This is a genomic window from Bradyrhizobium valentinum (assembly GCF_001440405.1).
Taxonomy (GTDB): Bacteria; Pseudomonadota; Alphaproteobacteria; order Rhizobiales; family Xanthobacteraceae; genus Bradyrhizobium; species Bradyrhizobium valentinum.
The window spans coordinates 55,622-79,700 of record NZ_LLXX01000177.1 but is presented as its reverse complement, the minus strand read 5'-3'; the positions used below and the strand labels follow the sequence as shown (position 1 = coordinate 79,700).

At 57.8% G+C, this 24,079-nt stretch carries 20 protein-coding genes; 7 read left to right on the top strand and 13 right to left on the bottom strand.

Features of this window, described 5'->3' with window-relative positions; all coding sequences use genetic code 11:
• The 5 genes from CP49_RS46415 to CP49_RS32485 form a co-directional block, all read right to left on the bottom strand.
• The coding region (locus tag CP49_RS46415) for a hypothetical protein (RefSeq protein ID WP_063791812.1) at positions 1-628 on the bottom strand (628 nt) is incomplete at its 3' end.
• Positions 629-638: 10 nt separating this feature from the next.
• Positions 639-1,115, bottom strand: a complete 477-nt coding sequence (locus CP49_RS32500) for a type II 3-dehydroquinate dehydratase (RefSeq protein WP_057854209.1) — start codon at positions 1,113-1,115, stop codon at positions 639-641.
• 54 nt (positions 1,116-1,169) lie between these two features.
• Entirely contained in the window at positions 1,170-2,450 is a 1,281-nt protein-coding gene (locus CP49_RS32495) for a TRAP transporter large permease subunit (RefSeq protein ID WP_057854208.1), read from the bottom strand.
• A gap of 27 nt (positions 2,451-2,477) precedes the next feature.
• Positions 2,478-2,993, bottom strand: coding sequence for a TRAP transporter small permease (locus tag CP49_RS32490; protein WP_057854249.1), 516 nt, complete (start codon positions 2,991-2,993; stop codon positions 2,478-2,480).
• A 14-nt stretch (positions 2,994-3,007) separates the two neighbouring features.
• Positions 3,008-4,021 (bottom strand): TRAP transporter substrate-binding protein, encoded by a 1,014-nt coding sequence (locus tag CP49_RS32485; RefSeq protein ID WP_057854207.1) that lies wholly within the window; start codon positions 4,019-4,021, stop codon positions 3,008-3,010.
• A 193-nt stretch (positions 4,022-4,214) separates the two neighbouring features.
• Here CP49_RS32485 and CP49_RS32480 point away from each other — a divergent pair, with 193 nt between their 5' ends.
• Positions 4,215-4,889 (top strand): GntR family transcriptional regulator, encoded by a 675-nt coding sequence (locus tag CP49_RS32480; RefSeq protein WP_057854206.1) that lies wholly within the window; start codon positions 4,215-4,217, stop codon positions 4,887-4,889.
• Positions 4,890-5,006: 117 nt separating this feature from the next.
• On the opposite strand, the gene CP49_RS32475 is transcribed toward CP49_RS32480, so the two are convergent.
• Positions 5,007-6,200 (bottom strand): CaiB/BaiF CoA transferase family protein, encoded by a 1,194-nt coding sequence (locus CP49_RS32475; RefSeq protein WP_057854205.1) that lies wholly within the window; start codon positions 6,198-6,200, stop codon positions 5,007-5,009.
• Between the two features lie 359 nt (positions 6,201-6,559).
• Between CP49_RS32475 and CP49_RS48770 the strand changes: the two genes are divergently transcribed.
• The 5 genes from CP49_RS48770 (at position 6,560) to CP49_RS32450 (ending at position 13,122) form a co-directional block, all read left to right on the top strand.
• Positions 6,560-9,709, top strand: a complete 3,150-nt coding sequence (locus tag CP49_RS48770; RefSeq protein ID WP_276326863.1) for a M10 family metallopeptidase C-terminal domain-containing protein — start codon at positions 6,560-6,562, stop codon at positions 9,707-9,709.
• Between the two features lie 262 nt (positions 9,710-9,971).
• Positions 9,972-10,985, top strand: a complete 1,014-nt coding sequence (locus tag CP49_RS32465; RefSeq protein WP_063791811.1) for a glycosyltransferase family 2 protein — start codon at positions 9,972-9,974, stop codon at positions 10,983-10,985.
• Positions 10,986-11,003: 18 nt separating this feature from the next.
• Positions 11,004-11,774, top strand: a complete 771-nt coding sequence (locus CP49_RS32460) for a hypothetical protein (RefSeq protein ID WP_057854203.1) — start codon at positions 11,004-11,006, stop codon at positions 11,772-11,774.
• Positions 11,771-12,469, top strand: coding sequence for an FkbM family methyltransferase (locus CP49_RS32455; protein WP_057854202.1), 699 nt, complete (start codon positions 11,771-11,773; stop codon positions 12,467-12,469). The genes CP49_RS32460 and CP49_RS32455 overlap by 4 nt, the downstream gene beginning before the upstream one ends.
• 23 nt (positions 12,470-12,492) lie before the next feature.
• Entirely contained in the window at positions 12,493-13,122 is a 630-nt protein-coding gene (locus CP49_RS32450; protein WP_057854201.1) for a class I SAM-dependent methyltransferase, read from the top strand.
• Between the two features lie 8 nt (positions 13,123-13,130).
• Here the strand turns inward: CP49_RS32450 and CP49_RS32445 are convergent, their stop codons facing one another.
• The 4 genes from CP49_RS32445 to CP49_RS32430 form a co-directional block, all read right to left on the bottom strand.
• Positions 13,131-14,057, bottom strand: a complete 927-nt coding sequence (locus CP49_RS32445; RefSeq protein ID WP_057854200.1) for a glycoside hydrolase family protein — start codon at positions 14,055-14,057, stop codon at positions 13,131-13,133.
• A gap of 10 nt (positions 14,058-14,067) precedes the next feature.
• Complete coding sequence (locus tag CP49_RS32440) at positions 14,068-14,730, bottom strand: acetyltransferase (RefSeq protein ID WP_057854199.1); 663 nt, start codon at positions 14,728-14,730, stop codon at positions 14,068-14,070.
• 44 nt (positions 14,731-14,774) lie between these two features.
• Positions 14,775-16,436, bottom strand: coding sequence for a hypothetical protein (locus CP49_RS32435; protein ID WP_156438774.1), 1,662 nt, complete (start codon positions 16,434-16,436; stop codon positions 14,775-14,777).
• 156 nt (positions 16,437-16,592) lie between these two features.
• Entirely contained in the window at positions 16,593-17,282 is a 690-nt protein-coding gene (locus tag CP49_RS32430; RefSeq protein ID WP_057854197.1) for a WbqC family protein, read from the bottom strand.
• Between the two features lie 1,253 nt (positions 17,283-18,535).
• On the opposite strand from CP49_RS32430, the gene CP49_RS32425 reads away from it, so the two are divergent.
• Positions 18,536-20,305, top strand: coding sequence for a hypothetical protein (locus CP49_RS32425; RefSeq protein ID WP_156438773.1), 1,770 nt, complete (start codon positions 18,536-18,538; stop codon positions 20,303-20,305).
• A 60-nt stretch (positions 20,306-20,365) separates the two neighbouring features.
• On the opposite strand, the gene rffA is transcribed toward CP49_RS32425, so the two are convergent.
• From rffA to rfbB, 3 genes are read right to left on the bottom strand one after another with little or no spacing between them, the layout of a single operon-like run.
• Entirely contained in the window at positions 20,366-21,508 is a 1,143-nt protein-coding gene (rffA, locus tag CP49_RS32420) for a dTDP-4-amino-4,6-dideoxygalactose transaminase (protein ID WP_082646345.1), read from the bottom strand.
• Positions 21,509-21,546: 38 nt separating this feature from the next.
• Complete coding sequence (gene rfbA / locus CP49_RS32415; protein WP_057854247.1) at positions 21,547-22,440, bottom strand: glucose-1-phosphate thymidylyltransferase RfbA; 894 nt, start codon at positions 22,438-22,440, stop codon at positions 21,547-21,549.
• Positions 22,440-23,513 (bottom strand): dTDP-glucose 4,6-dehydratase, encoded by a 1,074-nt coding sequence (rfbB, locus tag CP49_RS32410; RefSeq protein ID WP_057854195.1) that lies wholly within the window; start codon positions 23,511-23,513, stop codon positions 22,440-22,442. The genes rfbA and rfbB overlap by 1 nt, the downstream gene beginning before the upstream one ends.
• Positions 23,514-24,079: the final 566 nt, after the last annotated feature.

The following is a 24,079-nucleotide window of genomic DNA, read 5'->3' as shown; positions in this document are numbered from 1 at the left end:
GGGGGAGCCGGTAGAGCGGCAGGCTGCCGATAGCGTCGTGATCCTCGGCAGGCAACGTCTTGCGCGCATGACGGAGGGCGTCGCGGACCGCGGCTTCGTCCAGTCCCTCGATCAGCAACAAAGCGGCGAAGGAGCCGTCATTGCTTCGCATGCCCTTCTCGCGGGTCTTGATCGAGGTCTGTGCCACGTCGGTGAGCAGGACCCGCGTGGCGATGATCCGGTCGAGACGGACGACCTCAGCGACAAGCGTGGCAGCGTCCCAGGACGGCGCGGCGTCGAGGCGCAAGGGAGCGACGATGCCGCCCTGGCCGGTCCCGGCTGAAGCTGCAATGCGGCCGCCGCCCCGCGCGAAGTTGCCGAGCTGGGGCATGATGCGCTGCGACCAGGGCGTCGGCGCGTTCAGCCGCGCCAGATAATCTGCACCGCCAACGACGCGCTCGTCCTCGAGCTCGTAGAGGATGAAGTAGCGGTTCACCGAGACGCCCAGCGCACGGAAGATGCGGCACGCCAAGAAGCCGTTGATGCCGACACGCTCGGCGGCATGTTCGCGCGTGATCCAGTGCGCCCAGTCGGTTTCGTCCTGGGCTGCGAGATCGCTCCAGATCGCGAGATAACCGGCTCCTTGCATGTTGCACTCCTTACTTCGGGCCGACGCGTATGGCGGCGGGCAGCGCCGCGGGCAACTGGCCGGCGCCCTGCAGCGCGGCCTGCATGGCGACGATGTAGCCGTACGGCCCGAGGCCCGCGATCACGCCTTTCACCGCGGCCGAGAGTTTTGAGTGCCGGTGCAGCTCGTCGCGGGCATGGATGTTGGAGATGTGCACTTCATAGATTGGGCCGTCAAAAATCTTCATGGCGTCGAACATCGCGATCGAGGTGAAGGAGTAGGCGGCGGGGTTGATGATGAGGGCGTCGGCCGAGGTGCGCGCGGACTGGATCAGGTCGACCAGCTCGCCCTCGTGGTTCGACTGGTGAAACGCCAGTTGCGTGCCGGTGAAGGCGGCAAACTCCTCGCAGGAGGCCTTGATGGCATCGAGCGTAGTCGAGCCGTAGATGTGCGGCTCGCGGACGCCGAGCATGTTCAGGTTCGGGCCATTGAGGATCATGATGCGCATGGAATGCCTTTCACGGGATAATGACGGGGCAGTGTAGCCGATCGCGGCCACATGTCAGCCGCCGAACCATTTCGCCGGCACGGTGACGATGGACGGAAACAGCACCATCAGGAACAGCACGACCAGCTGGGCGATCATGAAGGGCCAGACACCCTTGATGATCTCCTCCATGCTGATGCGCGACACGCCGCCGACGACATTGAGGACGATGCCGACCGGCGGGGTGATCAGGCCGATTGCGCAGTTGATGATGAAGAGCACGCCGAAATAGACCGGGTCGATGCCGGCCTGCTTGACGATCGGCATCAGGATCGGGGTGAGGATCAGGATGGTCGGAGCCATGTCCAGCGCGGTGCCGACGATGACGACCAGCAGCATGATCGCCATCATCAGCAGCGTCTGGTTACCCATGAAGGGACGAACGAGGTCGACGATCTGGGTGGCGATCTCCGACACCGTGATGAGCCAGGACGACACCAGCGCCGCCGCCACCAGGAACATGACGACGCTGGTGCTGAGCGCGGCCGAGACGAAGACCTCGTAGAGTTGGCCGATCTTGAGTTCGCGGTAGATGCAGGTCGCGACAAACAGCGCGTACACGGCGACGACGACGGCGGCTTCGGTCGGCGTGAACACGCCGAACCGCAAGCCCACGATGATGATCGCGGGCAGCATCAAGGCCCAGAAGCCATCGACGAAGGCCCAGACGATCTCGCGGAGCGATTTGCGCGGCGGGCTTTCGACGTTCTCCTGACGCGCGACCCACCACCAGGCGAAGCACAGTCCGACGCCGAGCATCAGGCCCGGGAAGATGCCGGCAAGGAACAGCTTTGAGATCGAGACGCCGCCGGCCACGCCGAACAGCACGAAGCCGATGCTCGGCGGGATCACGGGCGCGATGATGCCGCCGGCGGCGACGAGGCCAGCCGCATACATTTTGCGGTGGCCGGCCGCGACCATCATGGGAACGAGCAGCGCTGCCAGCGCCGCGGCGTCCGCCGCCGCAGAGCCGGACAGCGACGCGAGCACGCAGGAGGCAAGGATGGTGACGTAGCCGAGGCCGCCCCTGATGTGGCCGACCAGCGCAAGCGCCACGTTGACGATCCGCTTGGCCAGTCCGCCGCGGTTCATGACCTCGCCGGCCAGCATGAAGAACGGCACGGCCATCAGGGGAAAACTGTCGGCGCCGTTGATGATGTTCTGGGCGACGATCTGGGAATCGAAAATATCGAGCGAATGCATCAGCGCGACGCCGCAGACGATCAGCGCGAAGGCAATCGGCATGCCCAGTGCCATCGCGCCGAGCAGCGAGAAGGTGAAGACCGCGAGCGTCACGCCTGGCTCCGCGCCGTCAAGGGATGATCAGGTGTGCTCATCGCTTTCCTTCACCGGGATCAGGTCTTCCTCTGATGCCGATCCACTCAGCACCCGCACGAGATCGACGAGCAGGATCACGGCCGCCGAGACACCGAACACGAGGCCGGAGGAATAGAAGAACAGCCCGACCGAAATGCCGGAGGCGGGCGCGCTGTCGCCGAAGGTCAGCACCGCCTGTTTCCAGCTTCCGAGCGTCAGGAGCGCATCGACGTAAAGCATCAGGAGATAGCTCAGCACGAAGCAGATCAACTTGCCGCGCGGCGGGAGCGCGCGGACCAAGGTATCGACGCCGAGATGGGCATGCTGGCGCAACGCCACGATGGCGCCGAGAAAGGTCAGCCAGACCAATAGCCAGCGCGATAGTTCCTCCGAGGTCGCGATCCCCGAATTGAAGAGATAGCGCAGCACCACGTTGGTGAAGACCAGCAACACCATCGCGGCGAGGCAGATCGCGATCGCGACCCTGAGCAGCCGGCAGTAGAGATCGATCAGCCGCTCGATCGCGTCCATGACGCTTACTTGGCGCCGCGGATGCGCGCCAGCTCGCTGGTGAAGAGTTTTACGCGCGCAGGATCATATTCGGCCGAGAATTTTTCGACGACCGGCTTGGTGGCGTCCTGCATGCGGGCGTATTCGGCTGGCGCGATCTCGTTGAACTGCATGCCCTTGGCTTTCAGTTCACCTAGCGCTTTGTCCGCGGCGAGCTTGGTCTGGTCGCGCTGGTATTCGCGCGTCTCGGCAAAACTGTCGCGCAGCATCTTCTGCTCTTCCGCCGACAGGCCGTCCCAGAACTTCTTGCTGACGATGATGACGTTCTGGGTGAAGGTGTGGTTGGTGGCCGAGACGTACTTCTGCACCTCGTAGAACTTGTTGGACAGGATGACGCTGTAGGGATTTTCCTGGCCGTCGACCGTCTTGTTTTCCAGCGCCGTGTACAATTCGCCGAACGCCATCGGCACCGGGTTCGCCTTCAAGGCCTTGAAGGTTTCGAGATAGACCGGGTTTGGGATCACGCGCAGCTTGAGGCCGGAGAAATCCTCGACCTTTGCGATCGGGCGGCTGCTGTTGGTGGCGTTGCGGAAGCCGAGCCCCCAGTAGCCGAGACCGATCAGCTCCTTCTCCGGCAGCGTCTCGAGCATTGCCTTGCCGAACGCGCCCTGGGCCAGCGCCTCGGCCTGCTCGAACGTGCTGACGATGAAGGGGAAGTCGAACAGGCCGAGATCCTTGACGACGCTCGCGAGCGATGTCGTCGACGCCGACAGGATTTCCTGCGTGCCGCCACGCACCGCCGATTGCTGCTGCATCTCGTTGCCGAGCTGGGAAGCCGGAAATTCGCGGATCTTCAGCTTGCCGCCGCTCTTGGCCGCCAGCACCTCTGCGAATTTTTTCACGCCAAAGCTGATCGGGTGGTCGGTGTTGTTGAGGTGGCCCCAGCGGATGGTGCGTTCGTGGACCTGGGCGGCAGCCGGTGTCCCCACAAGTGCGCAAAGGCTTACAGCAGCAGCAGCGCACAGCAATCCGATCCGCATGGCGGTTTCTCCCCCGTTGGTTCGCGATCTTCTGGACGTCGCGGTGGGGCGGAGTATTCATATGACGAAACCAAAGTCAAAGTATAATTTATGAATCATCATAGGAAAATATATTCTATAGGATGAAAGATGTGACTTGAGGGGAATCGACCGGCATGGCACGTCGGATCGATGCCTCGCGCATGGATGGGCAATGACACTGGTCGAGCGAACGGAAGAGCAGGAGGCGGTCGGCGATGACGGCTATCGCCGCATCCGCACCGACATCGTGTTCGGCCGGCTCCGCCCGGGACAGAAGCTTAGGCTTGAAGGCCTCAAGGAGGATTACGGCGTCAGCGTCTCGACGCTGCGCGAAATCCTCAACCGGCTCGCCGCGGAGGGTTTTGTGCTGGCCGAGGGCAGGCGGGGCTTCGAGGTGGCATCGATCTCGGCCGAAAACCTCCGGGAGCTTGCTGAGCTGCGGCTGCTGCTGGAGGCGCACGCGATGGGCGTGTCGTTCGCCAATGCCGATGTCGAGTGGGAAGGGCGCGTCGTCTCCGCCCATCACAAGCTGGCGTCAACCGAGCGGCTGATGGAAACCGGCCTCGGTGAGCTCGAGCAGTGGAAGCGCTATGACGGCGAATTCCATCAGGCCCTGATCTCCAATTGCGGTTCGCGCACGCTGATGGAGACCCATGCCTTGGTGTTCGACAAATATTTCCGTTACCAGATGATCGCCTTCAGCTACCGCGGCAGCGAGCCCGCTGCCCAGCACAAGGCGCTGCTCGACAGCGCATTGAAGCGCGACGCCGCGACCGCAACCGAAACGCTGCGCGCGCATTTGAATAATTGTGTCGAGCACGCGCTCGCAACGGCGGCGCAGAAGTAGGGGCGATCGTAGCTCTCACGGCGTCATTGCGAGCGAAGCGAAGCAATCCATCGTACGGCACAAAGAAAGATGGATTGCTTCGTCGCTTTCGCTCCTCGCAATGACGGCGCTATGGAATCATACCACCTTGCGCTGGCGCAACTCCGCGATCTCGTCCTTGCCGAAGCCGAACTCGGCCAGCACCTCTTCGGTCTGCTCGCCAAATTCCGGCGGGCGTGCGGCCATGCTGCTCGGCGTGCGCGATAGCGTCACCGGCTGTCCGACGAGCTGGATGTGGCGGTTCTCGTCATTCGGCACGTGTTGCGCGATGCCGAGATGCTTGACCTGGGCGTCGTCGAACATCTGGTCGATCGAATAGATCGGGCCGCAGGGCACGCCGGCCTCGTTCAATTCCCTGACCCAGGTTTCCGTCGATTTCTTTTCGGTGAGCTTGCCGATCGCTTCGTTCAGCGCGTCGCGGTTCTTCGAGCGCGCGGGCGCGGTGGCGTAATCGGGGTTGGTGACGAGTTCGGGCGCGCCGATCGCCTGCGCGCAACGCTCCCAGATCCGCCCGCCCGTCGTGGCGACGTTGATGTAGCCGTCGGAGGTCTTGAACACGCCGGTCGGGATCGAGGTCGGATGGTTGTTGCCGGCCTGCTTGGCGACGTCCTTTTCCATCAGCCAGCGCGAGGCCTGGAAATCCAGCATGAAGATCTGCGCCTGCAATAGCGAGGTCTGCACCCATTGGCCCTCGCCGGAGACGTCGCGCTCCAGCAGCGCGGTGAGGATGCCAAGCGCGCAGAACAGCCCGGCGGTGAGGTCGGCGACAGGGATGCCGACCCGCATCGGGCCCTGGCCGGGCGCGCCGGTGATCGACATCAGCCCGCCCATACCCTGCGCGATCTGATCGAAGCCCGGCCGCTTGTGATAGGGGCCGTCTTGGCCGAAGCCGGAGATGCTGCCATAGACGATGCGCGGGTTGATCTTGCGCAGGCTCTCATAGTCGATGCCGAGTTTTGCTTTCACGTCGGGACGAAAATTCTCGACCACGACGTCGGCCTGCTCGGCGAGGCGCTTGAACACTTCCAGGCCCTTCGGATCCTTCAGGTTCAGCGTCATCGCCCGTTTGTTGCGATGCAAATTCTGGAAATCCGAGCCCTGGCGCGGTCCGCCCGGCTGCTCGCCGCCACCGTCTTCCAGTAGCGCGTCGATCTTGATGACGTTGGCGCCCCAATCCGCCAGTTGCCGCACACAGGTGGGCCCGGAGCGAACGCGGGTCAGATCGAGCACTGTGAAGCGGGACAGGGCCTGCGAAGCGGGGGGGAAAGGCATTGAAAGACCTTGTTTTTTGGATTTTCGCGTGGGACGGCAGACCGATCTGACCTGAAACAATAACGATCTGGCGCCGATTTCCAACTCCTCGTTCTGCGTACGGCGTCGGTTCGCATGGGCGGCAAGGCGAGGTGCCGTTTGGATCGGAAGCCCGGCGCGGCCGAAATCCGACCCCGCAAGACTACGCACTGGCGCTGAGGATTCTGCTTTTCGCCGTAATGCGCCGTAAAGCAAGTGCGCAATTAGCGCGGCTGGTAAACAAGCGTTAATAGGCGCGATTCTAGTTTCCCGTGTGCTTTTACGATTCTCTCGCAACCGAGCGACCTGCTGATAGGCCCCGATCGATGAGGAAGAACGATTTGCAATTCGATGACGCCTGGGCATTTGCGGCGCCGGACGCCGGCAGCGGCGCGCCTGTTGAGGCGCACGAGGGGATGAACGAAACGCTCTTCGTCGATGAAGGCGAACCTTACGCCCTGGCGGCCGATACCGTGACCACGGTGGTTACGAGCGCTGCGAAGCCGGTTGCGTCGATCGCAACGCTGGCCGACTACCTCGTCAACGGCTTTTGGCAATACAACAACACCGTCGCCCATCATTGGGCTTCCAATACCATCACCTACAACATCAATGCGCTGAACGCGGCCGAGAAGTTCCTTGCGCAGTCGGCGCTGCAGGCGTGGTCTGACGTCGCCAACATCACTTTCGTCCAAACGTCCGGCACGGCGAATATCACGTTCAGCAATTCCGGTTCGATGCAGGCCTATGCGAGCGGGAGCTGGTACGGCTCGGGCGCAATCGCGTCGATGAACATCGTCATCAGCTCCGACTGGGTCACCACCGACGGCGGCGCGAACGACGGCAAGACCGGCATCGATAGCTACGCCTACCAGACCTACATCCACGAAATCGGACATGCGCTCGGCCTCGGCCACCAAGGGCCGTACAACGGCAGCGCGTCGTATTCGACCAATGCGACCTATGCCAACGACACTTGGCAATACTCCATCATGTCGTATTTCTCGGAGCCCAATTATTCCGGGAGTTCGTACCGCTACGTGGTCACGCCGCAGATGGCGGACATCTACGCCGTGGCTTCGATGTACGGCGCGGCGACCTCGACGCGAACCGGCGACACCGTCTATGGCTTCAACAGCAATGCCGGCGCGGTCTTCAATTTCGGCAACTACACCTCGGCGCCGGCGCTGACCATCTATGACAGCGGCGGCAACGACACGCTCGATTGCTCCGGCTATTCGGGGGCGCAGACCATCGACCTGCACGCGGGCGCCTTTTCCTCGGTCGGCAGCCTCGCCAACAATATCGGGATCGCACTCAGCGCGGTCATCGAGAAAGCCATTGGCGGCAGCGGCAATGACAAGCTGATCGCAAACGATTCAAGTTGCACACTGTCCGGCGGCGGCGGCGCCGATACGCTGACTGGCGGCGGTGGAATCGACAGGCTGATCGGTGGCACCGGCAAGGACAATCTGACTGGCGGCGCCGGCGCCGACACATTCGCGTTTGCATTTGGCGACAGCTCGGCTGCGAGCAGCCAGCATGACTGGATTGCAGATTTCACGACGGGCACCGACGACATCGACCTCAGCGGCATCGATGCGATCAGTGGTACGGTCGGAGTTGACCTCTTCAGCTTCATCGCGACTGCGGGCTTCAACGGCTCCGCCGGACAGCTCAACTACTTCTACAACAGTTCGCTCGGCGTCACCACGCTTCAGGGCGATACCAACGGAGACATGGTCGCCGATTTTGCGATCGATATTTTGGGCAACGTCACGATCAATGCCGCCGATCTGCTCGGGATCATTGTCGGCCCGATCGTGATCGAGTCGGCCGGTGTGACCAGCCTGACACAGGTTGGAAGCAACTATTTCCTCTACAACTCTGGCGCGGGCCCGCAACTGAAATATAACGGAACGGTGGTTGTTGCGGGCCAGATTCCTGGCTGGGCGCCGATTGCGGCAGAGCAGATTTCCGGCGGTTATCAGGTTATCTGGAAGGCCAACGGCGCCGATCAGTACACGATCTGGACCACCGATAGCAGCGGCAACTTCGTCTCGTTCATTTCCGCGATGTCGGGATCGAACTCGGTGCTGGAATCCGCCGAAACGACCTTCCAGCAAGACTTGAACAGCGACGGCGTGATCGGAATCCCCAGCGTCGTGATCGAGTCGGCCGGTGTGACCAGTCTGACCCAGGTCGGCAGCAACTATTATCTCTATAACTCTGGCGCGGCTCCGCAGTTGAAGTATGGCGGCACCGCTGTTGTTGTGGGCCAGATCTCCGGCTGGGCTCCGATCGCGGGAGAACAAATCTCGGGTGGTTACCAGGTCGTCTGGAAGGCGAACGGGGCTGATCTGTATACGCTGTGGACCGCCGACAGCGGCGGCAATTTCGTCTCATTCATTCCGGCGATGTCGGGATCCAGCTCGGTGCTGAAGGCAGCCGAGACTACCTTCCAGCAGGATCTAAACGGCGATGGCCTGATCGGAATCCCCAACGTCGTGATCGATTCGGCCGGGTCCACCAGCCTGACCCAGGTCGGAGACAACTATTATCTTTACAACTCTGGCGCGGGCCCGCAGTTGAAGTATGGCGGCGCGGCTGTCGTTGTGGGCCAGATCCCCGGCTGGGCGCCGATCGCGGGCGAACAAATTTCGGGTGGTTACCAAGTCGTCTGGAAAGCGAACGGGGCTGATCTGTATACGCTGTGGACCACCGATAGCAGCGGCAATTTCATGTCTTTCATTCCGGCAATGTCGGGCTCGAGCTCGGTGCTGAAGGCAGCCGAGACTACCTTCCAGCAGGATCTGAACGGCGATGGCCTGATCGGAATCCCCAACGTCGTGATCGATTCGGCCGGGTCCACCAGCCTGACCCAGGTCGGAGACAATTATTATCTCTATAACTCCGGCGCAGGCCCGCAGTTGAAGTATGGCGGCACGGCTGTCGTTGTGGGCCAGATCCCCGGCTGGGCGCCGATCGCGGGCGAACAAATTTCGGGTGGTTACCAAGTCGTCTGGAAAGCGAACGGGGCTGATCTGTATACGCTGTGGACCACCGATAGCAGCGGCAATTTCATGTCTTTCATTCCGGCAATGTCGGGCTCGAGCTCGGTGCTGAAATCAGCCGAAACGACCTTCCAGCAGGACCTGAACGGCGACGGCGCAAGGAACTCCGCGCCGCTTCCGGCAATCGGACAAATCACTTTGGGTCCAAGCCTCGGGGCGCCGGCTGATGCGGGCCTCGCTGCCGGCAACGATACGTTCGTATTCGCGCCAAATCACAGCGCGATCACAAATGCCTTGGGGGCAACGGTGCTGGATGATCTTCGGGCGAATGGCGGCGAATTGGCGATGCTGGTTCAAGAGGCGCAAAGCCAATGGATCGGCGAATATGGATTTGATGGTACGGGCGGCTTTGTCAACGTAGTTCCGACCAGCATTGAAATAGCCAATTTGCACGCCAAGGGCTTCATCTTTCCCTGATCGCCAAGTAGCACGGATTGGCGCTGCGTGGTGTGGCTTTCGGCATGCGGATTGCCGCGAGGAACCCTTGATTCATCCGGCCGAGGTCGCCTAAACTAGCCATGCAACGGATGCACCGGCATCCGTTGGGGCGCGGCCGTCTGTTCTTTGATACGTCGGTCGGACGCCTCGAAATCGGCGTTACATCACGCAGCCCGTGAGTTTCGACCACATCCCCACCGCTCGCGATATCTGACAAGGACGCTGCGTGAGACTTTCAATCGTGACAACGCTGTATCATTCGGCGCCGACGATCGACGAATTTTGCCGTCGTGCGCTGGCGGCAGCCGAACTCATCACCGACGACATCGAACTCATTATGGTCAACGATGGCTCGCCAGATGACAGTCTCGCTCGCGCGCTTGCGCTGCATAAGGCGGACCCGCGGGTGGTGGTGATTGATCTTGCGCGCAATTTTGGCCATCACAAGGCACTAATGACGGGTCTGGCTCATGCGACTGGCGACCTCGTATTTCTGGTCGACAGCGATCTCGAGGAGGAGCCCGAACTTGTGACCCCGTTTTATGATCGACTGATCAAGGAGGATTGCGACGTAGTGTTTGGCGTCCAGGAGGCGCGGCGTGGCGGTTTCATCGAGCGAGTTACCGGCACCATATTTTTCTCTTTCGTCGATGCGATCAGCGATCAAAAAATTCCGCGAAATACCGTTGTAGCTCGCCTGATGACGCGTGACTATGTTCGTTCGCTCATTCGTCATCTCGACCACGAGTTCATGATGATTCATTTGATGCAACTGACCGGTTATCGCCAGGTCCCCGTTACGATCCAAAAGCATACGCTTTCGCCGACTACATACTCGCTCCGCATGCGTATTGAAATGGCTATCAAATTTCTGACGACCACTTCAACGAGGCTGCTCTACCTGATCTTGTACATCGGCATTTCAATCTTCAGTTTGTCGATCATCGTAATCGTCTATTTCGTCGCCCGGTATTTCACCTCCGGTATTGGCGTCGATGGTTTTACGTCGCAGATTGTTTCAATCTGGTTCCTTGGCGGGTTGATTACGCTCATCTTGGGCGTTCTCGGGATTTACATTGCTAACATTCTGTCCGAGACCAAGCGACGGCCTTACACTTTGGTCCGTCGCATCCATCGGGCAGAGCCAATCACGCCCGAACTGACGGCTAACAAGCAGGATCCGATATACCCCGTGAGCGGCAAGGCCGAATCCCATCAACATTCCAGATTTGTCGCCGGCCAAGAACGCGGCTGATGAGAAGGAGAAGCATCTATGCGCGTCAATGAGATTTCGCGGCAAGACTTCATGGATCTCGTTTATTCGCGAACGAACGAGTTCATGGAACGTATCAACTCGCCAGAAGCGTTCGTTGTAACGGCGTTTTACGACGCTCGTCACATTCTTCAACTTCGAGATACCGCGTTTCAAGTCGGGCTGACATCAGAGGCGAGCTGGCATCCGCTGCACAATGATTGTCCGGATTATCATCGTCTGCACGACAATTATCCGAAGGCCCACGTCAAGCAGAAGCTGCATGCATTTTATTACCATGGCTGGTACCCGCATAATAAGGACAAGTTCGACTTCTTCTCCGAGATATTCTTGATGAAAAATTTTCTGGCGGGGTTTCCCGAAACGGAATTTCTCGGCAATGTGCCGTCGGACGGTTTCATTGCGCGTATCAACATTCATCACTACCCCAGGGGCGGTGGATACCAAGCGGAACACATCGACCCCGTCGGCAAGCACGCCCAAATCCAGACGCTCATTGCCGCGTCAGAATTTGGTAAGGACTATTCAAAGGGTGGCGTCTTTGCGCGATCGAACGCGGGAGCCGAAAAGGGATATCTCGATCCCTACATGAAGCCCGGCGATTTGCTGGTGATGTCGCCGGGAATTCAGCATGGGGTAGAGTCGGTCGATCCCGACCTGTCCTATGATTGGCGTAGCAACGACGGACGTTGGATGATCCTGCCGATCATTGTGAGCTCGGATTACGATACGAAAGCCACGAAGCCCGTGCAGGTCGGGGCTGCAACGTGAAGCCGCCAGCCATTGCCGCGCAAGATCACTTTCACGATCTGAAGAATATCTTCGAGCGCGAGGAGCTTTGCCGCTTCGCCAAAACCGGCATCGTGCATGTGGGCGCCGACGTCGGCCAGGAAGTCGCGCAGTATTTCAGCTACGGATTTCAAAACATCATTCTGATTGAGGCGAATCCCGAATGTTGCAACGTTCTGCTTTCGAAATTCGGCGACGATCCCAGAGTCAAAATTTTCAACTATGCGATTTGCGACAGGTTGGGCGCGATCGACTTTCATATCCATACGAGCCGCTCTGGAAGTACCGAGCCGGCAAGCATTCTGCCGATGAAGCGATTTAAGCAGATCGTGAAGACGCTCCATACTCCAAAAACGATCCGAGTACCGGCTATCACCCTTGATGCGCTTTTTGAGAAGTATCAAATTGCGTACACCGATTACAATTTTATCAATATCGACATTCAGGGAGCCGAATTGCTCGCGTTTAAGGGCGCCACAAAGTTGCTTTCCTCTACCGACGTCATCGTCTCGGAGGTCAATCTTGTCGAGATGTATGAGAATGGCGCACTTGAGGGCGATATCGTCGCGTTGCTTGAACAAAATGGATTTGAGAGGAAGCACGCTATCTATCACACGCTCTATGACGAGGACGCAACTTTTCCGGCATGGGGCGAATGCCTGTTCGTGAAGCGGTGATTGCAGCGGTGCCAGGACAATAGATGAACGAATCGGATTCCATCCGCAGCAGCGTCGCGACTTACTATGCGTCGAAGCTGGCGGCACACGGTCCGACCCCACAAGGGGTCGATTGGAATGGCGTTGCCTCACACGAGTTGCGCCATCGGCAGTTTCTTCGTTTGCTTGACGGGATTCCTGACGCCTCTCTCTTGGATCTCGGCTGTGGTTTTGGAGACTTCTTCCGGTTTCTTCGCGCGGAAGGCCACCGGGGTCGGTACATTGGCTATGACATTGCGCCGGACATGATCGCGGAAGCGTTGCGACTCCATGGACAGGGAGCAGATCGCCAATGGCGAGTTGGAGCTGAGCCAGAAGAGAGAGTAGAATTTGCGATCGCAAGCGGCATCTTGAATGTCAAAGGTGATGCTCCGGTCGAAGTGTGGGAGCGCTACGTGCACGAAACCATCGATATCCTGGCACATGTCGGGCGCCGCGGTTTCGCCTTTAATGTACTTAGCTTATCGAGCGATCCCGAGCGTCGAGCCGCCAATTTGTATTACGCTGATGCAAGCAAGATGCTCTCGTACTGCTTGGGTCGTTACGGCCGCTCGGTCGCACTCTTGCAGGACTATGGTCTCTACGAATTTACAGTGATCGTTCGGCACCCTTAGCGCTCAGGTTATTCCTGTTCCAGCACCGCTATCCCGAAACCGGCGTCGCCATATCGTCCGCCGTTATACAGCATCATCCGTCCGATCTCGGTGTCGAACACGAATGGATAGCAGATCATCGAACCCTCCCAACTGTCTGGGTTGCGGTCGATCCCGGCTTTATCGTCGCGGCGAGTCCAGTTTAAGCCGTCCGCAGAGACGGCAAAGCCAATATTGTAGCCCCAGTCATTGCCGCGATACGAGTACCAGGCTTTGTAGCTTCCATCGGCTTCGCGTAGCGGACAGAACCGCGCGATCGCGATTTCGCCAGGGTGCTCGAAGGTCAGGACTTGTTGGCCGGTGAGGTTCCACTGCACTCCGTCGGGCGAATCGGCATAGTGAACGTCATAAGACGGAAGCACTTTATCGGCGTGCCGGGTCCAGGAACGTCCGGACAGATACCACATGCGCCACTTGTTATTCTCGACCACTACTGCCGGATTGGTGATGAAGAGTGGCTCCGCCATACAACGGTCAAGGATTGGTCCCGCGCTGATACGTTCAAAGGGATGATCAGGATCGCCCGCCAGCCGCTCGGCAACTCCGACCGCGACGTAGAAGCTCACGGTCACGCCAAGATTCCAGCCTTGATAGTAGAGGCGCTCGACACCATCGCGCTCTACGATCCAGCATGCCATCGCGCCGTTGTCGTCAAAGCAACCCAGGGCGCCCGGCGCCAGCAACGGCTGTTTCGACAAGCTCAAGACCTTCGTAGGCTCGCGGATGTCGATGTCGAGCCAGTTCACGTTGGAACGTGATTGTCGATCCCGCGCGCTGAAATAGACGCGGTAGCGATAGTTTCCGAGCGGTCGGGCGAAAGGGACAGTACCATGGCTGTGCAACCATTCCGAATGCCTGTCAGCCACGAAAATACGTCCAAGTTTCTTCCATCGCATGGACGATTCCTCAGATGCGCCGCAAGCGCGTGCTCGGCACGGGCGAGCGCTCGGTGCCACGTGGGGCAACGACAGAAAAGTCAGGCTGGTCCTCAAGCACCAGCGCACCGGCGCCTATGACGCATTTTTTTCCAATCGTGACGTGGTCACGCAAAGTAACGTTGACGCCTACAAAGCTGCCTCGGCCGATCCTGACGCCGCCGGACACCACAACGTGAGAGGCCAAGAAAGCATCGTCCTCTATCACCGAGTGGTGACCAATATGATTGCCGCTCCACAGCGTCACGTTGGCTCCGATTCGGGCAAAAGGCTGGATGGTATTATCCTCAAGAATGAAGCAGTTTTCGTTGATTTGCAGTTCGGGGAATACGGTCGCCCGACTGCTCACATAGGATACCAGCTCATAGCCAAGGGCGCGCGCCGCAGCGACTTTACTCGCCCGGAGGTCGTTGATTTTGGAGTAACTGACGGCGACGAACAGCCCGTATTGTTGCTGCGGGAATGTGTTTGCTACTTCCTCAAACGGCACAATGGGGCGCCCGTTAAAGGTTGTCTCTTTCAAATACCCCGCATCAACCGTGAAACCCGCAACCTTGAATCCTGAATCGCGGGTGAAGTAGTAGTCGGCAAGCTCAGCAATCTCGCCAGTGCCAAATATGACAATTTCCCGCATTTGGTCGCTCTGTCAGATCGAGGTTAGTGTAGGTGGGTCCGAAATCATTGTAGCTGCTCGGGGATTCCAGAAAGATGAATTTCGGTCATTGGATGACTGAACACCAGATTGTACGTTGGGCGCGTTTGGTAGTGCTCTTCGCAAAATTTTTGGAGCCGTTTGATATTTACTGTGCTCGCGATCACGCGAATGTCCGACTTGGTGCAAAGTGTCGTTCCGAGGTCCCTTATGCCGAGTCGCTCCAAGGTAGATTGCGTGACAGGCATCCTGGTGGCCACGCCAATGGAGGGAATGATAGCATGATTAACGGGTGCATACACCTTTGTTGGCGTAATCAACCATTCCCATACGAAGGCGGATCCCCAGGAGATCACCGTTCCGGTGAAATAAGAATGTGCCTCGAGAAGCTTGGCGCGATAGGCCGTCGCTTGAATTGACAACTCCCTGTGGGCCCGAACCGCTGTCCACCCCGCGTAGAGCGCAATACCAAGAAGCAGAACGGCTGCCAGGCTGCGAAGAGGCCATGCGCCTGATTCCTTCGCGAGCAGAAAGGGGAGCATGCAAAGAAACGAGACGCTGAGGGCGGAAAACTGAACGCGGAAAAGCGGTGGCCGCCCCGTCAAGCCAGAGATCGCCAGCGCGAAAAATGTGCCAATCATCAGCAGCACTATGATGACGCGGCATGATGGAAGTAGAGCGAGCAACAAAAGCTGACCCACGCAGATTGCAATCAAAAGCGGAGAATCCAGAAGCGTCCATAGCCAGTCGCGCACTCCTGACGGCACAAAAAGTGGTGCCTGCGTCAGGAGTGTTCGCGCGAGATAATTGACGTTGTCGTAATCGAAAATGGGATGAAGGAAATACCAGTTCATGAACATGGCGTAGTCATTTTCCGACCACCCTACCTTGGCATATTCGGGAGCTCCGGGAATCCATGGAATGCGGAAATAGTCGTTGAACAGGCTCCGTACCTGATTGTACGTCAAGGCGTCACGCCAGTCCGGCGAAAGCGCATAAGCCGCATTGTCCGTCACGTATATCGCGGCCGCCATCACTGCGATCACAGCCATGAGACGCAACGTTGGTCTCCGACTACTCACCGGCCCGAGCCATGCGAGCCAAATCAGGGTAGGGACGGCAACGACGATCCCCAGCGTTACCGCTAACGGTCGGATCAGGAAGCTCAGGACGATCGCCGTGTAAATCACCGTGCGCAGCCATGGCGACCGCGCTCCGCATCGCAACACGGCCAACCAGCAGCCAATGGCTGCTCCAAATAGGACTGCTGCAGTGCTGGTAAACTGCTGGAGTAGGAGCGCTCGCGTAAACATGCAACCAACGGCTATGATCACTGCGGCTCCCACGAGATACCCGTTGGGCCGCGATTGCGCGCACAGGGCTCGCGCATACAGTCCCATGCTGAGACCAAGCGCCGCCAGCGTGGTCCAACCGTGCGCACAAGGTCCCGCGAATTGGCTGACTAGTCTTAGGAGAATGCCATAACCGAAATGAGAAAAGATGAGATGCGGCTCAGGCTCAACAGCAAGTCCGAAACCGGAGCCCAACATGGCGAGGCCGGCATCATCATTTCCATCGAAAAGCGGCTTGCCGAAAGCCAGCACCCCGAATATTGCGACGAGCGGCAGTCCGACACAAATCGCGTACCGCTGCTGTTCCGAAATGGAACCAGAGCGGGCAAAAGACATAATCATTCTTCTCGCGAGACGTCGTTTTCCGCTAAAGACGGACTTGGCAGCACTTGCGGTCGCCGTGACGATTGTACGCAAGTAGCTAACATTGGAAAAGAGTCCGAAGCAAAGCTTTAGCCTCGTCGAGTTTCCCTCCGCCGACTGCATCGTATCTTAGGCCTTTCTGCTGAGATACTGAGGCGCCTCGGGCCCCGCATGGAAAAGTAAATCAAGCACGGTCACAGCGTGTTCGAAGTTTCCATGAAGCTGCGGGTATTCGGGGTATCCTTCGTAGCTCATCCACTCCGTCGTAATTCCGGCCGACGTGAACAATTGTTCGTCGAAATAGGAGCGCGCCGAGGGGCCGCTGAGATAGCAATCGGCCCCGGCTGCGCGGGCGATTTCCAACAGTCGTTCGGTTTTGGAACCGCGCGAGGGATAAGTGGCGTCACTGACGATCCGGGTCTTCAAGCCCAGCAACTTGGAAATCTCGCGCAGGAAGACCGCGTTGACGTCACTCAGGCGATGTAGCTTGTCTGCGGCTTCGTACCAGCTCTTCACCACCGGCGCAAATTGCTCGAAGAATGCGGCACGCCTATAGGCAAGTTCGATCGCGCGCCAGTGTTTTTCCGCCCACGGCTTCTCGATCTCGACCTGTTCGATCGTCTGTTCGAACCTGCCTTTGACGACTACCGGAATGGTGAGCCACTCGACTCCGTTAGCAGTCTTGATGCGGTTGCGGTTATGCCAGTGGCGCTTCACATACTGCGCACTGTCGAACACGACATATTCGTCACAGCGCCCAATCAGGTCAAAGAAACCCTTCCACGGAATATAGCATGATTGAATGATGGCGACGCGCATAGAGGGCTTCCGATAGCCAGGATGATTCAATTGGGGGATTCACCAAGTTTTTTTGGCTCGTTTCGAGGGGTCTGCCGAGTCAACGCGTGCGGAAAAATCGGCACTCGATACCCAGTTTCCCTATATTCTCACGGTAGCTGACATGCAACGAACCTGGCCCTTTTCCATTGATCGAGCCGCCAAGAGCTTCGTATGTCGGCCGACGTGACCGATCGGCAACGTTTTGCCGGCCGTGCTTTAGTCTGGGCTCCCGGAAGATATGCCTCTGTGCAATTTATGCATCCGGCGGCGGCCCGTTACATCTCGGTGCAGATGGCGCGTGTTCTTGTGTCTGGGCTGGTGGCCACTGATCCGGTCGCACCGTCTGGGCAACGACCGGCTGGCAGGCAAGCGTGGCCAGATGGCCACCGATTCTCGCTCTGATTTTGCCATGTGGCGGAGCGCCGACACTTGGCATGTCGCTGGAACAATAGCTGCGACCTCGTCCACGTCGGATATCTTGCTGAATGACCTGGCAGGGGATGGCGCGGATACAGAGGATATCGGCAGCGTCAAACCGATCGCGCGGCCGAACCGGGAACAGTGCCCAGCGGAAACCCGCTGTGGCTTGTGCCGCTCAGCGGATCAAAAGCGCCGACCTTCTCGGCCTGCAGAAGGCTGTGGTTGCCGAGGGTGGATCAGATGGCAGTCCTCTGCCGTCCGCCCAAGGGCGCGGAGTTATGTTGATAATATGCTGAAGCAGTCACGCCAGCTGTGGGCAGCGGTACGTCCTACCGCCGTTCACGCCCCAATCGACGCCGAAGAATGGCGAGCCGGACGACTTCAGATCAGCTGGACGCTAGAGCGGTGGAGCTTTTTGTCTGAGTATGATCCTTTCCAAAAATAGTTGTCATCGAGCGTTCTTTTCGGCCGAGTGTGTCTATTGGGCAACAGTTTGCGGTAATACTCCCGTGAATCTTGGCGTGCGTTCTTCAACGTTCTTGTACTCCAGCGAAGGGTAAAGGGCGCTGGATGGCACAAGCTCCGCTGGGCAAGACGGTCATTAGCTTGTTGCGAATTTTGACCGGAGAGGGCAAACGTTCACGGCGACTGGAGTTGCTCGCGAGACTTTGCCGATGGCGCTCTCCGTCCCTCCCGTTACAATCAGAAGGCTTGGTTATTGTGTGAGAAATGGTGCACGTCCAACAGTAGGCGATACTAAGACATCCGCTCTTGTGGGTTTGACAGAGCGGTTTGCGCTCGGCGCTTGCGTCGTGGCGGCCATGCTGTTGCTCATTTGGGTTCTTTCACGCTGCCGGTCTGGCTTTGATTTTACCGATGAAGGGTTCTACCTGAATTGGATTTCATCGCCGTGGGATTACCGCGACTCGGTTACGCAGTTCGGATTCGTCTACCATCCCCTTTACCGGCTCGTCGGCGGTGACATCGCTTTCCTTAGGCAAGGAAACGTTCTGGTTATCTTCGTATCAGCCTTCGTCCTTTGCGCGTCTTTGCTTCACTCGATCTTTGCAGAACGCAACGATGGCAAATCAGGACCGCGTATCAAGATCGTATCATTAGCACTCGGCATCGCAGCCAGCTCACTGACGTTCTTTGACCTTTGGCTTCCGACCCCCAATTACAATTCATTGACCTTCATGTCCCTGATGTTCGCAGCCGTTGGCGTGCTGATAACCTCTCGCGAAGCGTCGACGCTCAGCCTATGCGGTTGGGTCTTGATCGGAACAGCCGGCGCGTTTTCATTTTTGGCGAAGCCGACATCAGCCGCAGTGCTCGGAGGCGCAGTCGTTGTGTATCTCATTATCGCGGGCAAGGTATGGATCCGGGGATTGCTGATTTCCGTTATTGCCGCGGCCGTGCTCCTAGGGGTTTCAGCGCTGGTAATTGACGGGTCGCTCGGCAAATTCGTGGATCGTGTCCTGAATGGTGCTCGAATCGGCAGCCTGCTTACGCCTGACCAACCTATCGCACGTCTGTTTCGCGTGGACTCCTTCTCTTTCGGCAGCGTACAGCGAGCCATTTTTGCCTTGCTGCTAGCGGTAACCTTCGCTGCGGCGTTTCTTGCCACGCGGGCCGGTGCTGCTGCAAGAATCGGCGTGGCGGTCGTCACGATCGTTCTGACGGGATTGAGTATCGCTGTGAGCACTGGCGCGCTGTTGCCGAACATTCCCTATTATCCCTTTCAGCCTATGCAATTTTGGGCGATCAACTTCGCAGTCGCATTATCTTTCCTCTTCGCTTCGCGGCGCAGTTCTCCACTCCCCTCTCGCAACGCCGTTGCACTCGCGGCATTTTTTATTACCTTGCCTTACGTGTATGCATTCGGGACGGGTAACAACTATTGGGAGCAGGGCGGGCGCGCGGGTTTTTTCTGGTTTTTGGCCGGCATTGTTATCACTGTGGAGCTGGTGGCGACAAATGCGGAATGGCGTATCCTCACTCCCATTGCTGCTGCGGCCCTCCTAGTCACGACTAGCGTCGTTTTGGCTGCGGTGGAACATCCTTACCGGCAAACACAACCGTTGCGGCTGCAGACGAGCAAGTTTGAAATCGGACCCGACAACGCCACTCTTTTCCTGGCAGATGATGCGGCGACCTATATTCGGGACCTAAGAAGACTCGCCGCAGATCACGGACTCAAGACCGGCGATCCCTTGCTCGACCTTAGTGGCCGAAGTCCCGGATCGGTTTATGCAATGAGCGGGCGCGCACCTGGAGCCAGCTGGATACTGGCGGGATATGCGGGCAGCAATGACTTCCTCAGAGCTGCTCTCGCGAACGAAAGCTGTGATGTTCTTGGTGCTATGTGGATACTCACGGAGCCAAGTTTACCTGCGTCGTTTTCAGCAAGTTTGCTTCAGCCATATGGGATCGACATTTTACGAGATTACCAAGAAGCTGGATCGGTTCGGTCCGTGCGAGGTGCCTCGCGGACCGAATTCGAACAGTTTCTACTCAAGCCGTCTCGTGATCACGATGTTGCGCGTCAGGCTTGTGAACGTGCTCGACTAATCGGTCGATAGCCAATTATCGCAGTACAATATATTTGCCATCCCTTGTCCAGGCCGCCGGCAAATATCGAGCTAACTCAGAAGAATAGCACGTAGCGCGTCGCAGACCCGCTGCTGCTGTGCTTCACTCAAATCGAACCACATCGGCAGCCGGACTAGTCGCTCCGAGAGTGCTGTTGTCACTGAAAGTTCGCCATGTGTGCGTCCGAACCGCAGGCCGGCCGGTGATGAATGCAGCGGAACGTAGTGAAACGTTGCGCCGATCCCGTGCTGCTTGAGCTCGCTGAGAACCCGCGAACGGTCCGCATCTGACTGCAGCAGCACGTAGTAAAGGTGACCGTTATGTTGACATTCGGGCGGGACGATCGGCCGGCGCAGAACCCCGCGTTGTTCGAGCGGGGCTAACATTTCATCGTAGCGGTTCCAGTTCGCAAGCCGCCCCGCGGTAATTCGCTCCGCATGCTCGAGCTGAGCCCACAGAAAGGCTGCCGTGATCTCGTTCGGTAAAAAGGAGGAGCCCACATCCTGCCAAGTATACTTGTCGACCTCACCGCGAAAGAATCTGCCGCGGTCAGTGCCTTTCTCTCGCATGATCTCGGCGCGCTGCACCAATTCGGGATCATTCACCAGGAGGCTGCCGCCTTCGCCCGAAATGATATTTTTGGTTTCATGAAAGCTGAAGCTACCGAGATCACCGAGCGCGCCCAGTGCGCGCCCCTTGTAGCTTGCCATTATGCCTTGGGCGGCATCCTCCACGATCTTTAGATTGTGCCGTTCCGCGATTTCAATAATGGAGCCCATTTCGCAGGACACACCAGCATAGTGCACCGGCACGATAGCGCGCGTTCTTGACGTGATCGCTGCCTCGACCAGCCGTTCATCGAGGTTGAGCGTATCTGCCCTGATGTCAACAAAGACCGGCACTGCGCCGCGCAGCACGAAGGCGTTAGCAGTCGACACGAAGGTATAGGAAGGAAGGATGACTTCATCCCCGCTCTTGATGTCGAGTAGCAATGCCGCCAAATCCAGTGCCGACGTGCATGAATGCGTTAGTAGCGCCTTGGCGCAACCAGTGCGTTCTTCGATCCAGATATGACAGCGTTTGGTGAATTGACCATCGCCGGAAAGGTGCCTGGCAAGCCGCGCTTCGGACGCGTAGCCGATTTCGTTGCCCGTGGTGTAGGGGCGATTGAATGGGATGAATTCAGTAGGCACTGCTTCTAAACCAGCTGCTGTCGGATTCTTCGATTTCTCTACCTATCGATCAGTGGAGAGGATCCCAGAAGTGAACGCAGGTAAAGTTGGTAGTCAGTCTTGGGATGCGGATCAATCAGAAGTTCAAATGCGGCCTGATCAATGAATTTCATGCGAAGGGCAACTTCCTCAGGACAGGCGATTTTGAGTCCTGTACGTTCTTCCACTACCTTCACAAACTGAGCCGCTTCGAAGAGGTCGCGATGTGTTCCGCCGTCCAGCCAAGCGACGCCCCGCCCGAAAAGCCTCACTCTCAAATCACCCATTTCCAAATACCGGCGATTCACGTCTGTGATCTCGAGCTCTCCACGCGCTGAGGGCTTGATCTCATTCGAAATCTCAAGAACGCGCTCGTCATAAAAGTAAAGGCCCGGAATGGCTAGGCGAGATCGAGAATTCTTTGGCTTCTCTACTATGTCGATTGGGCGGCCGCTTTCGTCGAGGATCACCACTCCATAAGCTGACGGATCCGCCACCTCGTAGCCAAATACGGTCGCCCCACCTTCTTGAGCCATCGCTTCGTACAACAGGCGGGGGAGGCCGGCGCCGAAAAAAATGTTGTCACCAAGTGCGAGCGCGACATTGCACCCCCTGATGTCATCTGCCGCTATACGAAAGCATTCTGCTATTCCGCCTGGTCGATCTTGGGCACGATAGACAATAGTAATACCCCAACGTTTTCCGTCGCCAAGCAACGTCCTCATTTGATCGAGAGCCTGGGGATTGGAGATGATGATAAAATTCCGTACCCCCCCGAGCATAAGGGTGGTGAGCGGATAGTAAATCATTGGCTTGTCGTAGACTGGGAGCAGATGCTTATTTACGACGTGGGTGAGCGGAAACAAACGGCTCCCGCTCCCTCCAGCGACTATAATGCCTTTCCATTTTCTCATCATTGGCCGTCCTGCGTCGATTGTGGGGTCGACAATTTTAAGCCAAGGCGGTCATCGGCATTCAAGTCATCTAATGTCCAATCAATGTTATCGAGATACCAATCCACCGTCTTGGATAGGCCGCTTTGCAGGCTTTCGCGAGGTAGCCAGCCAAGTTCTTGCCGAGCTTTCGTTGAATCTATCGCATAGCGATAGTCATGCCCCGGCCGATCAGCGACAAACTGAATCAACTGCGCATAGCCTTGACCGTCTCGGCGTGGCCGTCGTTCGTCCAAAAGCTTACAAATTTCTGTTGCCAGCGCTATGTTGCTAACTTGGCAGAGGCCCCCAATATTGTAACTGCTGCCCACCGTACCCTTGGTGCAAATGGCCGCGATTGCTGCCACATGGTCATTCACGTAGAGCCAATCGCGGACGTTCTGACCTTGGCCATAGATTGGAATGGGTTGGCCGGCGATCGCTTTTCGGATAATCGTGGGAATCAGTTTCTCTCGGTTTTGGAATGGACCGTAGTTGTTTGAACAGTTCGAAATTATTGTCGGCAAGCCGAAGGTCGTATGCCACGCTCGGACCAAGTGGTCGGCTCCCGCCTTACTCGCTGCGTAAGGTGAATTAGGGCGGTAGGCAGTCGTTTCTTTGAAAAGTCCCTGATCGCCAAGGCTGCCGTAAACTTCATCTGTGGAAATGTGAATGAATCGGAAGACACTCTGCTCCACCAAATTCAAATTGCTCCAAAACTGAAGAGCGCATTGCAGCATCGCAAACGTGCCAGTCACATTCGTGTCTATGAACTTACCGGGATCCTCAATTGAGCGGTCGACGTGGGTCTCGGCAGCAAAATGCCAAACCGCCTGCGGCGCAAACCTCTGAAACAACGCAGCGATGTCATCGCGGTCCAGTATATCGCGCCTCTCAAAGCGGTAGCTGGGAAAGTTGGCAACAGCGGCCACAGTTCTGGAATCGCCAGCATAGGTCAGCTTGTCGACATTTAGAACCTGATGGCCCGCTTGCACCAGATGTCTCACCGCCGCCGAGCCGATAAACCCGCAGCCTCCTGTAATCAGAAACCTCATCTGCGATCTACCGGCTGTTGACGTTACTTTGGGGAAAATGGCACTCGGAGCAGAACGAAGCAAAGTGGAAGATCAGCTGAGAGCATGTTTCCGATGCGCGTACGATCCTTTGCTGTCATAGATATTGGTTCTATTACGGTTCTACTCGTAAGTCCTCCATTGCAAGAACGACGTCAGTTGGTACTTCTTTGCCACTTGCTCACTTATATCAAGTTTGGGACGTGCGATCGCTAACTTTGAATTCATTTGCGGACATAGCGTACGGCTCGTGCGATCGCGCGCGCATACCGGAACAGAGAGGCAAAGATTGCGCGCAATGGGTATGTCTTCCTCCTGTTTTGTCAAGCGGAAATAGCGGGTAAGCCGGTTTAGCAGACCCTCGTACGCGCCGCTGGCGACCCTCGGATGGCGGTTGAGCGCTTCGATCCGAAGCTCGCGTTGAACTCGTGAGTGTGGATGGGACTGAGAGGAACCCAGATTCAGGCGACCTCTCCGAACGAGCTAGTAGAAGCATATCCGCTCGCCAATTTGATGAGAGGCGCCAATCAAACGGAGTCGTGCCCTAA

Excerpts from the sequence above, each read along its gene's own strand:
- CP49_RS32475 (WP_057854205.1), bottom strand. The coding sequence starts at position 6,200 with ATGCCTTTCCCCCCCGCTTCGCAGGCCCTGTCCCGCTTCACAGTGCTC.
- CP49_RS32440 (WP_057854199.1), bottom strand. The coding sequence starts at position 14,730 with ATGCGGGAAATTGTCATATTTGGCACTGGCGAGATTGCTGAGCTTGCC.
- rfbA (WP_057854247.1), bottom strand. The coding sequence starts at position 22,440 with ATGAGAAAATGGAAAGGCATTATAGTCGCTGGAGGGAGCGGGAGCCGT.
- CP49_RS32480 (WP_057854206.1), top strand. The coding sequence starts at position 4,215 with ATGACACTGGTCGAGCGAACGGAAGAGCAGGAGGCGGTCGGCGATGAC.
- CP49_RS32450 (WP_057854201.1), top strand. The coding sequence starts at position 12,493 with ATGAACGAATCGGATTCCATCCGCAGCAGCGTCGCGACTTACTATGCG.
- CP49_RS32500 (WP_057854209.1), bottom strand. The coding sequence starts at position 1,115 with ATGCGCATCATGATCCTCAATGGCCCGAACCTGAACATGCTCGGCGTC.
- CP49_RS32430 (WP_057854197.1), bottom strand. The coding sequence starts at position 17,282 with ATGCGCGTCGCCATCATTCAATCATGCTATATTCCGTGGAAGGGTTTC.
- CP49_RS32485 (WP_057854207.1), bottom strand. The coding sequence starts at position 4,021 with ATGCGGATCGGATTGCTGTGCGCTGCTGCTGCTGTAAGCCTTTGCGCA.
- rfbB (WP_057854195.1), bottom strand. The coding sequence starts at position 23,513 with ATGAGGTTTCTGATTACAGGAGGCTGCGGGTTTATCGGCTCGGCGGCG.
- CP49_RS32460 (WP_057854203.1), top strand. The coding sequence starts at position 11,004 with ATGCGCGTCAATGAGATTTCGCGGCAAGACTTCATGGATCTCGTTTAT.
- CP49_RS32435 (WP_156438774.1), bottom strand. The coding sequence starts at position 16,436 with ATGTCTTTTGCCCGCTCTGGTTCCATTTCGGAACAGCAGCGGTACGCG.
- CP49_RS32445 (WP_057854200.1), bottom strand. The coding sequence starts at position 14,057 with ATGCGATGGAAGAAACTTGGACGTATTTTCGTGGCTGACAGGCATTCG.